Annotated in this window: 7 protein-coding genes; 1 reads left to right on the forward strand and 6 read right to left on the reverse strand. The window is 55.8% G+C overall.

Annotation, left to right across the window (positions count from 1 at the left end):
• Nucleotides 1-1280 (reverse strand): PQQ-binding-like beta-propeller repeat protein (locus ACF8AM_RS14870; protein WP_392556389.1); only part of this gene is annotated, 1280 nt, incomplete at its 3' end.
• 329 nt (nucleotides 1281-1609) lie between these two features.
• On the reverse strand, nucleotides 1610-3178 hold the full coding sequence (locus tag ACF8AM_RS14875; protein WP_392556390.1) for a cryptochrome/photolyase family protein: 1569 nt from the start codon (nucleotides 3176-3178) through the stop codon (nucleotides 1610-1612).
• A gap of 134 nt (nucleotides 3179-3312) precedes the next feature.
• Here ACF8AM_RS14875 and hisA point away from each other — a divergent pair, with 134 nt between their 5' ends.
• Nucleotides 3313-4041: a 1-(5-phosphoribosyl)-5-[(5-phosphoribosylamino)methylideneamino]imidazole-4-carboxamide isomerase gene (gene hisA / locus ACF8AM_RS14880; protein ID WP_392556391.1), complete on the forward strand. Its 729-nt coding sequence runs from the start codon at nucleotides 3313-3315 to the stop codon at nucleotides 4039-4041.
• Nucleotides 4042-4468: 427 nt separating this feature from the next.
• Here hisA and ACF8AM_RS14885 read toward each other — a convergent pair whose 3' ends face one another.
• The 4 genes from ACF8AM_RS14885 to pilM all read right to left on the reverse strand — a co-directional run bounded on the left by ACF8AM_RS14885 (nucleotide 4469) and on the right by pilM (nucleotide 10762).
• Complete coding sequence (locus tag ACF8AM_RS14885) at nucleotides 4469-5992, reverse strand: sulfatase (protein WP_392556392.1); 1524 nt, start codon at nucleotides 5990-5992, stop codon at nucleotides 4469-4471.
• Nucleotides 5993-6004: 12 nt separating this feature from the next.
• Entirely contained in the window at nucleotides 6005-7660 is a 1656-nt protein-coding gene (locus tag ACF8AM_RS14890) for a C25 family cysteine peptidase (protein ID WP_392556393.1), read from the reverse strand.
• A 102-nt stretch (nucleotides 7661-7762) separates the two neighbouring features.
• Complete coding sequence (ruvX, locus tag ACF8AM_RS14895; protein WP_392556394.1) at nucleotides 7763-8278, reverse strand: Holliday junction resolvase RuvX; 516 nt, start codon at nucleotides 8276-8278, stop codon at nucleotides 7763-7765.
• A 288-nt stretch (nucleotides 8279-8566) separates the two neighbouring features.
• Nucleotides 8567-10762, reverse strand: coding sequence for a pilus assembly protein PilM (gene pilM / locus ACF8AM_RS14900; protein WP_392556395.1), 2196 nt, complete (start codon nucleotides 10760-10762; stop codon nucleotides 8567-8569).
• Nucleotides 10763-10865 lie beyond the last annotated feature (103 nt).

Below are 10865 nucleotides of genomic sequence, written 5' to 3' on the forward strand. Positions count from 1 at the left end.
GCCTTCATGAGTGGTTGTTGGGTGAAGTAGAGCACTCGCGGTTCTTTGACGCTGCGTTGCAGCGAGGCCAAGTGGCCGCGATCTCCGAGAAAGAACATTGCATCTCCCGCGATCAGTCCCTGAGCGCGACGCAGAACGCTGTGGTACTTCCATTTCAATTCACCCGTGGCGAATTCGATGCAGCGCAGTTCGGCACCGCCCTGCCCCGCGGACGTGAACCCAAAGACATGGCCATCGGAGAGCAGCAGGTTGGTGTATTGGCTGTCGAGGAGTCGTCGGTTTTTCCAGCGTTCTTCGTAGGAACGATCCGACTGGATTTGCAGGCACACCGCGCCCGGTCCCGGGCCGGTGACCATCAGAACTCGGTCGTTCCAAACGAGCGGCGAAACCGAGTTGTAGCTCATGGGAGCGCGGCTTCGATGGGGGATCTCCCAGTCGACTTCTCCGTTGGCGGGATCAAGGCAAACCAAGCCTTCGGCTGTCATGACGAAGGCGAATTCTTGCCCGAACAGTTGAGTCACCACGGGCGTTGTGTAGGCGGCTTTGTGATTCGTGCACGACCAAATGGTTTCACCGTCTCGGGCATGGATGGCAATGATTCCCGCGTCGTTGTTGGTTCCGCCCAAGGAAAGGATCAGGTGCTCCCCGTGCAGCAGCGGTGTCGCTCCGGAAGGGAACAATTCCGGTTCCACCCGAAATTCGTCGTGAAGATCTCGTCGCCAAGTTTCTTCGCCTGTGTCGAAGTCCAAAGAGCTCAGCGTCCCAGAACCGCTGAAGTGATAGACAGCGCGACGCTCCAGGTCGATCAACGGAGTGCTGTAGGGGCCATCGCTGTATTCAAAGTCGCATTTGGCGTCAGTCTTCAGCGAGTGTTTCCACCGGACCGCTCCATCCTGGGCATCATGACACTGAATCCACTCCAGGTCATCGACGCGATGGGAAAAGACGACGCGGTTTTCGGCGGTCACAGGAGATCCATATCCAGTGCCAACCTCCACGTCCCATCGAAGTGCGGGACCCTGTTCGGGCCAAATCGCAGGGATGAACGCTTGCGTCGCCCCGGTTCGATGCGGGCCAAATAGAAACTGCCAGTCCGTCTGTGTTTGAAGATCGTTGGGCCTCGCCGATTGCTGATAGTCGGTAACAATCATTTCGCTAGGGTGGTCCGCTTGCGCTGGTTCTTCCAAGGGAACGTCGAAGGTTGGCTCGGGTGCTGCAGGCGTGCATCCTGTCAGGCCAAGGGCGAGCAGGATTGAGCGTTGAAGAAAGATGCGTTTCATGTTGATCAAGAGCAGCCAAACAGGTGTCATTGGGTATGTGCTGCGTTTGGCGTTGCCTCGTTTTCTTTCGTACAACCGGGCGATCGCCCAAGCGGTTCACAGGATGAAATCCAATCATTTCTTTCTGCCTAGGATGCTCGAGTCGCCTTCTCGCAGCGTCTTTCAATCCACTTCCACACAGTTGTTTCGGAGAGAAGGTTGAGTTTCGGCCTCAGGATAGAGGTTGCCTGGTTGGATCGCGTCAATCCGGTGTGAGTGTGCGGTGAAGAATGAGTGAAGGTCTGACGCCGGTTTCCAATGTGGCTACACATCGGCTTGATGTATTTTCGCTAAGGCTGCAACTTGATTGCTCCACTGCGGATCTTCCTTGCTCGCGAACGGATGGCCGTCCATTCCGAAGCGTCTTTTCGTTCGATGTTCTTCAGTTGCAGGGTCATGCGATTGTTGTTTTGAAACTGTTGTTTGTGACGGTCGAGGAAGTCCCAGTACAGAGTTGTGAACGGGCAAGCATCCTCACCGGTTGATTTCGCTGGATCGTAGCGGCAGTTCTTGCAGTGGTTGCTCATCCGGTTGATGTATTTCCCGGTGGCGCAGTAGGGTTTGGTCGCCATCAATCCACCGTCACCGTATTGGCTCATGCCAAGTGCATTAGGAAGACTGACCCAGTCGATCGCATCGGCGTACATCGCCATGTGCCAATGATGAAAACGCAACGGGTGAGTGCCAAAGAGTTGGGCGAACAATCCAAGCACCATCAGTCGCTGGATGTGGTGCGCGTAAGCTGTGTCGATCAACAAACGCATCGCATCGGAGACGCAGGCCATGTCGGTGTTGCCGTCCCAGAAGAACGGCGGAACATCTTGTTCCGAGTCGCAATGAAGAGCGTTGCGTTCTTCGTAGTCCGGCATTCGATTCCAATAGACTCCGCGGACGTACTCTCGCCATCCAAGGATCTGTCGAACAAAACCCTCCACGCAGTTCAGCGGCGCGTCACCATCTTCATAAGCTTTCACCGCTGCATCGACGACCTCTTTCGGCGACAGCAGGTGCAAGTTGATCGAGTGTGAGAGTCGCGAGTGATAGAGGAAGGTTTCGCCCTCCCACATTGCATCTTGGTAGGTGCCAAAGAGCGGCAATCGATGCGTGATGAAATCGTCCAGTGAGTTCAACGCATTCTCGCGGCAAACAGGCAGATCGAACTGGTCGACTTTGCCGGGGTGGTCTTCGAATCGATCTCGCACCATCTCGATCACCTCCTGGGTGATCGCGTCAGGTTCGAACGAGGGTGTCGGCGGAACTTTTGTCGGTCCGCCTTTGCCGAACGTCTTGCGGTTGTCTTGGTCGAAATTCCACTGTCCGCCTTCAGGGGCACCTTCTTCGTCGAGCAGGATGCCGTGCTCCTTTCGCATCGTTCGATAAAACTGTTCCATCACCATCGATTTGCGACCCGACGCCCATTCGTCGAATTGGTCGGGCGAACAGTAGAAGTGATTGTCTTCTAGAAACTCGAGCGGCACGTCCTCCTGTTCGGCGGTGGCTTTGAGTTGTTCTCGAACTCGGTAGTCACCTGGAGCAACGACCAAGATTTTTTCGACCGAGTGAGCCGAGAGCGTTTTCCGCAGAACGCTGGCAAAAGAGCTTTCGCGAGCCTTTCGCCGATCGCCGGTCAGTTCGTGGTAGATCACATCGAATCCTCGCTGGATCAACTCCTCGCGAAAGTGCCGCATCGGACTGAAAAATCCGACCAGACGGGTTTGATGGCACCAAACATGGGTGGCTTCTTCGTCGTTTTCTGCCATCCAAACGCGATCGGATTGGGGGTCAAAATTGGCGAAGGCCTCAGAATCGTGATTGAGTTGATCACCCAAGACGAGCACGAGATGGCGAATTTTTGTCATGACGGGTCCAGCAAACGGCGGTCTCGAATTATCCTCACGCGTATTCACGGTAGTGCAGACGCAACCCTGCCCTGCTCTGCCCTGCCCCGAACCCGCTATTTTTGTCCTCGCAGACACCTGGAAACGAACCACGCATGGAAATTTGGCCCGCCATCGATTTGCGTCACGGAAAACCGGTTCGCCTTCGCCAAGGAGACTACGACCAACAAACCACGTTCGGGGATGATCCGGTCGAATTTGCAAAACGCTGGCAGGAATCCGGTGCCAAGCGGTTGCACTTGGTCGATCTGGACGCTGCGCGAGGTGACAGTCCCGATGCCAATCGCGACGCAGTCCAGCGGATCATCGAGGCGACCGGGTTGCCCTGCCAAATGGGTGGCGGTGTTCGCGACGAGACCACGATTGAGTCGTTGTTGAATGTTGGCGTCACACGATTAGTCGTTGGTTCGCGAGCACTGAAGGATCCGGATTGGTTTGTCGAGATGTGCGACAAGTATCCCGGCAAATTGGTCGCGGGCATTGACGCTCGCGATGGCAAGGTTGCGACGCAAGGCTGGCTCGAAACGAGTGATGTCTCGGCGTTTGAGTTTGCGACGAAGTTGCGATCGCGAACAGAAAACATCGCTGCGATCGTTTACACCGACATCGCGAAAGACGGCATGATGCAAGGGCCCAACTTTGAAGGGTTGGCCGAGATGGCAGCGGCGAGCGATATCCCGTTGGTCGCCAGCGGCGGCGTGACGACTTATGACGACATCCAGCAACTGGTCGAGATGAAGATGCCCGCCGCGATTGTCGGTCGGTCACTCTATGATGGAGTGATGGAGCTGGGTGAGGTCGTGCGATTGGCTGGAGACGTTTAAGACGTCGTCGTCCGCAGCCGCTCGGAGCATTGGTAGCGAAAGTCGTCAAGACTTTCGACGAACCGTTGTGCAATTCGAAACTCTTGACGAGTTCCGCTACTGGAGATTGGAGCTGTCGTGGAATTGGAGTTGAGAAGAGCCTTGCTCACGCGTTTTGAAGTTGCGCTTTTCTCACAACCCGACGCGTCAGCGAGGGGCCCACCGGCGCGTTGCGATGGCACGCGGTCCCTCGCTGACGCGTCGGGTTATGAAAAAACAATGCCTCACGCAAAACCGCAACTTCAAAACTGACGCGTCGGGTTATGAGAAAAACAATGCCTCACGCAAAAACGCTACTTCAAAACTCACGCACCGGGTTTTCATTTCGACGGGCTTGGAAGCCCATCGTATAACGTTCGCATCGAATGGCGTCATTGAGAACGCAAGACTAGAAAGAGCCTTTCCACTTCAATTGCGGCTCGTCTTCGGCGAGCTTTCCAGGGCCGCGAATTTCTGAACCCTTGATCTTTTGAAGTTTGTCGCCGAGTTGTTGACGATAGACTTCCGCGGCCGCCTGCAGTTGTTTGGCGACTTCCGGGTGGGCTTCGATCACGTTGGTGGTTTCCGAAACGTCGGCGTCCAAGTCGTACAGTTCCAAACCAGACTTGGTCATCGCGTAACCGTCGGGCATGCCGTCCTTTCCTGCTTCACGGTCACCAAGCGTTCGATAGGCATGTGGGAATACCAATTTGAAACGTTCGTTGCGAATCGTTTGGAGTTGTCCGCCGCCGTAGTAACCGACAAAGGATTCGTGTGGTGATTTTGCGTCTGGAACATCCAGCATCAAGTCCAGGATGGAGTGACCATCGATCTTTTGCTCGGGAGCCTCGCCGCCGGTCAGCTCGACAATCGTTGGCAGCACATCGATGGTGGAGCAGAACGTGTCGCAGGTGGTGCCAGCCGGAATGGTGTCGGGCCACCACATCACGGTTGGTTCGCGAACGCCGCCTTCCCACTGGGTGCCTTTGCCTTCGCGAAGGGGACCGGCACTGCCGGCGTGGTTGCCATAAGAAAGCCACGGTCCGTTGTCGCTGGTGAAGATCACGAGCGTGTTCTTTTGTTGGTCGATGGATTCAATCGCGGAAAGAATTTGGCCGACCGACCAATCGATTTCCATCATCACGTCGCCGAACAGCCCTGCCCCGCTCTTGCCACGAAAACGCTCGGAGACATACAGCGGGACGTGAACCATCGGATGAGGCAGATACAGCAAGAACGGCTTGTCGCTGGATCGATCTTCGATGAACTCGACGCTGCGGCGGGTGAGTTCCACCGTCATCTGTTCTTGATCTGCGGGTTGGACGTTTTCGTTGACGATTCGAGGGGGCTGGCCCGCGACAGCTTCGATGATCGGCAATGGCGGCCAGTTGCCAGGATCGTGGGGATCTTTCTGTTGACGACGGATGGTGTCCGGGTGCAACGGCCACATGTCGTTGCTGTAAGGGATGCCATAGAACTGGTCAAATCCTTGGTTGGTTGGCAAGAACTTGGGGTGATGTCCCAGGTGCCATTTGCCATAGCAAGCGGTTCGATAGCCTGCGGATCGGCAGACTTCGGCGAAGGTGGTTTCGGAGGGCGCGAGACCAATTTTGGCTTTCGGGCCGAGTGCTCCAGAAAGTCCGAGGCGGCGGTGATAGCAGCCGGTGAGAAGAGCCGAACGCGAGGCGGAACAGACAGCCGATGAAACGCTGAAGTCCGTGAATTTGCGGCCTTCGCTGGCCATCCGTTCCAGGTTCGGTGTGGAGTAGCCTTGGGCACCAAAAGGGCCAATGTCGGCATAAGCCATGTCGTCCATGTAGATCACGACGATGTTGGGGCGTGATCCCGCGACATCCTCAGGGGCGGTGGCGGAGGCTGGAGGTGCAGTGAAAAAGGCAGGAAGGCATAAAGCCAGAAGGTGGGGAAGTCGCATGGGGAAGGTGGGTCAATCAGGGAGGAAGGTTCTTTGGGCAGCGCTGGCCCACCCTGTTTTACCATGAACGAAACCTCGAATGACCAAGGGACCGGATTCTCCAAGCGGAAGCTGCAGCGTTTGCAGGATGCGTTTGCCGGCTGGGACTTCGATCTTGTGTTCCGTGATTGTGGTGCCGTGCGCGTCGTGTTCTTTGGTTGAATCGGCCGGCGTTTGTGTGACCGCGGTCAGCGGTCTTTCAACTGCGACGATCAAGGTTCCCGCGATGGGACTGGTGACGGCAACGCTGAGTGAACGTGTGGTCACATCATCGGTCGGAACGTCAGCTTGCTGCTCGGATTGATCTGAGGGCTCGACCGAAAGGTCCAACGGTTGAGGTGGATGCAATCGCAAGGTTGGGTCGCCGAGCAACTGATAGAGCGCTGCGTGTTCCAAGCGTTCTTGTTGCAAGTCCGTTCCCGCGGGTGATATCAACGAGGCCAGGGTGTCGACCATGACTCGCATGGTGGATTGTTGTCCCTGTTGTTTGGATTGCAGGCTGCGAGCGGCATGCAGCATCGCGTCTCCAATGCGTTCACAACCCGTGTTTTGCTGACCGCCTGAGTAAACCGATTGCAGCAGTCCGAGTCCCATGCAAGCGTTGCCATAAGGCATCGACAAGCGAGACGATGCGATCACCGCGATCGGGCCTCCCTCGGCGAGCACCATCCGTTCGGCCAAGCAGTCTCCTGGTGCGTCGTAAGCACCGGCGAAGCAAGCCAATAGGACGGCGATCGTGGCACCACTGGGAGCACGTTTCAGTTGCGCGGCGTTCTGGTTGTTGAGCAAGGATTCCACCGACCATTGTTCGCGGGCTGCCGGCGTCCCATTCGCCGCGGTGGTTTGCAGCAGTTCGAGGCGATCGATTTGGCCGTGCCCCGCATACACCCAAAAGCGTGCGCCGGTGCGATAGCGATTCAGGACCGCATCGGTGAACGATTTGCCGGGGGGATAAAATGGATGGTTGGGACTGGCATAGGCAATTTGTGGTTTCGCATCCGCTGGCAGAACAGTCGTGATCACTCCGCGAGTGACGGATTCGATAGCGGTGTCGACCATCGCCCCAAAGCCGCCGACTCCGCCGGTCAATTGAAACGAGCGTCGCCAGAGTCCAAAGTCGTCGGAGTTTTCGTACGCTTCAATCCGCCGGACCACACTGGCCAATTGCTCGGCAGACTGAATCGGCAAACGGCCAATGGCAGCGTCGCTGACCTGATCGCCGTTGCGATCACCATAGGGAAGATCGGTGGGCAGCGTGGATGTGGATCCGAATCGCGAGGTGATCGGAGCCGGAATCATCCAGGTGGGGATCTGGTGCGATTGATTTCGACGCGTGTCGAAATGGGGGGTGTCGCCAACAAGAACGATGTAGCGAGTCGCGGCTCCACCAGCGTTCCAGATTTCTTGGTGTGTGAGCGTCGCCGTGTTCCCTGGTCGAACGGTCGCGATTCGAAGTCCTTCTTCCGATCGCATTTCGATCCAGGGTTGCAGGGCGGCGTCCAGTTCTGATGAGACGACCACGATGACATCCACGTCATCGGCAGAATTCGCAGTGGCGGGGAAGCAAACCGCCACCAACGCTAGCAACGTGAGCAGCCATGAGCCAAAGGAAAGGGGGCGACAATTCATTGCGATCCATCTCTTCAAAAGAATTTGAGTTCGTCCAGTGACAACGTCGACGGAGTCGAAACCCTTTGTCGACTCGGGCAAATCACGGGACGTTCTATTCCATCATGCATCATCGAGCGACTCATCGGAAGTTGAATCTTCCAGCCGGTGCCCGGACAGCTCGCCGCGATACCGGCAGGATTCCAAGAAAGATTCCAGCAAAACCTGGGCGGCGACCGCATCGACGCGTTGCTTGGTCTTTTTACGAGTGGTTTTGCCCTGCCGAATTTTGGCGGTTGCGGCGACGGTTGTGAAACGCTCGTCGAAGAGACGCGTCGGCAGACCGGTGGTTTCCTTTAGCCAGGCCGCGAATTTTCGGCTTTCTTTGCTTTTATCGCTTTCGCCTCCGTCGCAGTGGATTGGAAGACCAACCACCCAAGCAGCAATCCGTTCCGATTTCGCGAGGTCAATGAAGTATTGAGCGTCTTTCTCCGGCGTGCTGACGGGATGAGTTTCCAGGGGACTGGCCAGAATCCAGTCGGGGTCGCAAATCGCGACGCCGATGCGGACCGTTCCGTAGTCAACCGATGCCAATCGCCCGGTGGAGGGAAAACCGTCATCGGGCGTGTTGGTGAGCATGGGCATTCGAACGCTGGGAGAATTGCACGAGGAATCGGAAAGGATCACTCACGAGACGTTGCTGCGTCCGGCATGTGAGTGGGGCAATTCTATCGTCTTGGGCCAATGAAGAGCACTCCAAGTCGTTGTCCTCTTCGACGAAGGCGGTTGGTGGCCTCGGCCGTTTCGGTGCTTCGAAAGGTGGGACTGGGACTTGGGCGAGCACCGGATGCCAGCGGATTGTCCATCATCCCTTCCTGATAACCCGCGAGCAGCAAGTTGGGCGGGATCACGGAGGACGTGAGTTTGCTACTTCATCATCACACGGCGAAGAAAACCGTGCTGCTGATGAGCGGAGCCGACGCACCAAGTTGCTTGGGGATCGAAGTGGCGGAATGTCTTGTCGGCTTCTTCGAAGAGTTTTCGAAGGCGAGCTCGAGCGATGTCTTGTTTCTCGAGAATCGCGTCGTCGACCTCGTGAGGATCCTTGAGTGATGCCAAATTCCGCTTGGATTGTTCCGCTTCCTCCGCGGTGGTCTTGGTTTTACGAGCGACCACGGCAGTGATGTCTTCGCCGCCGCTCTCGTGAGTCCAAAACCAGATTGAGATCGGAGAGATCAAGAGCATCGTTGTCTTGGATGCACCCGCGTCGATCAGTGCGAGCGTCGGTTGTTTGCTAGAGGAGGTCAGACTGAATGATTCGTCTTCGCTGGAATCGTCCGATGTTTCCTCGCCGGTCTTCGATTTCTTTTTTGCTGATTGGTCGGTCGGCGGAGCAATGAGATCGGCGAATTCGTGAGCCGCGAAGTTCGCCAGCGCGATGGGCGATGGAACCAATCCATCCAGTTTCAATCCACCGATGCCAAGCAGATCAACACGCCGGCTGACGGTGAGTTTTGTTGCGGCGGCCATCACGACGGGACGACCGACTGCGTTTCCTTTTTGCAAAGGCGCTACCCAGGTGATCAAAGCCAGATCTTCGGATGAAATCGGAATTCGGGTTTTGACTTCGGTTTCAATCAAGCGTTCCGCGTCTTTGTCTTTGACTGGCGGCAATTCGCAGAACCGAGCGATGCCCTCGCAAGCAGGCAAATTCGCATAGATCTTTGAGTCGGAGACATCGATTTCTTCCATCAGTCGTGTGATGGCTTCGGGAATCAATTCGCTCGCCGATTTGGATCCCCCGCGACAAGTTGGGTTCTTCAGTTCCACACGATTGACGGCCTCGACGATCGGCTGGTCAGCACCTTTATCGATGCGCATCTTGATCGCGTTGATGGCGGAGGAACCAATGTCGATGCCCCAAACCGCTTTGCTTTTGCTCAATCCGAGTTTTGACATCACGCCTTTTTTCGGCAACAGATTGCCACTGATGCGGCTGAGTCCGAGTGCGTGCAATGCCAACCCGATGGCTTCTGCAAAAGGTGCGAATGATGGAGGACGCTGTGCCAATTCGTTGAGATTCAGCGATTGCGGGTTGGCAAGAATGCCGACTCGTCCACCAATCCAGCCTTCTGCTTTGGTTCGCCAAGGTGCCAGTCCATCTCTTGCGGCAACGCGTTTTGACTTCACCGCTTTGGCAAGTTGTTTGACGCAATCGGTCGCTTTCACGTCGGACGGGAATTCCTTTGCAAAACGCATGCCCAGGCGACCGAGGGCATTGGTTGCGTAAGGTTCCTCCTCAAATTGTTGCGATAACCAACAGGCCAGATCGCTGCGACGCGAGAGTTTCATGAATTGGTCATTGTGGCATATCGTCGGAAGCGAGTTTAGGGCGTTTTTAGCCGTTTGATATTGCTGTCGAGCACACAATTTCTCAGCACGACGCAGTAATTTGTCACCAACTTGTCGAGAAAGCTGTTGATACTTTTGGTTGTCGGGTTGCAGTTCCAATAGTTGTTGCAGAAGTCCAGCGACTTGTGAGTAGCTTTTTTCGGCCAGGCGTTGCTGCAGTTCGCTATGCAGTGTTCTCATTTGATCCAGGTGGACCTGACTGCTTTGAAGGATGCAGCGAGACTCTTCGTCAAGCAAGTTTTCAGGAACCTGAGCCAGTCGTTTGACCGCGGTCGAAAGAACGTTTTGTGCGTGAGCTTCTTTTTCTGCGGCCATGCGTTGTCTGGCTTGTGATTGGACCTTTTTCTGAAGGGTTTCGACTTTGCCTTTTGCCGCAACGGCTTGTTCGCGGACGGATTGGAAACGGTAGTCGCCGCTCTTCGCCAAAAGATTGAGCAGGCTAAACGCACGATCGTAGTCGTGAGATTTCACAGCCGTCACGGCATCGGAGAGTTTGGTTTCTTGTTCCGTGATGCGTTTTTTTAGCCACGCGTTCAAGTCTTGCCCGCAACCGACACAGAACTTTTGAGTCAGGCTTACCAAGTCGCCACACTGAACGCATTTCTCGTGTAGGAAATGCCCGCACCCGCCACAGAATTGAGCTTCAGGAGCGTTCGAGTGTTTGCACGCACCGCACACGAGTGTTGCGGAGGTGGAAGAAGATACAGACATCGTTTTGACCCAAGCCAGGCATCAATGAAACCAATCGCTTGAGCTTAATGATGCCTCGAGACTCGGGAAGGCTTCGAAACGAGGGTTCACTAACCTCACACCA

Origin of the sequence: Rhodopirellula sp. JB055 (assembly GCF_043100905.1) — a bacterium.
Taxonomy (GTDB): Bacteria; Planctomycetota; Planctomycetia; order Pirellulales; family Pirellulaceae; genus Rhodopirellula.

Bases quoted from the DNA above. Each gene is read 5' to 3' on its own strand.
- ACF8AM_RS14890 (WP_392556393.1), bottom strand. From the start codon at position 7,660: ATGAATTGTCGCCCCCTTTCCTTTGGCTCATGGCTGCTCACGTTGCTA.
- ruvX (WP_392556394.1), bottom strand. From the start codon at position 8,278: ATGCTCACCAACACGCCCGATGACGGTTTTCCCTCCACCGGGCGATTG.
- ACF8AM_RS14875 (WP_392556390.1), bottom strand. From the start codon at position 3,178: ATGACAAAAATTCGCCATCTCGTGCTCGTCTTGGGTGATCAACTCAAT.
- pilM (WP_392556395.1), bottom strand. From the start codon at position 10,762: ATGTCTGTATCTTCTTCCACCTCCGCAACACTCGTGTGCGGTGCGTGC.
- ACF8AM_RS14885 (WP_392556392.1), bottom strand. From the start codon at position 5,992: ATGCGACTTCCCCACCTTCTGGCTTTATGCCTTCCTGCCTTTTTCACT.
- hisA (WP_392556391.1), top strand. From the start codon at position 3,313: ATGGAAATTTGGCCCGCCATCGATTTGCGTCACGGAAAACCGGTTCGC.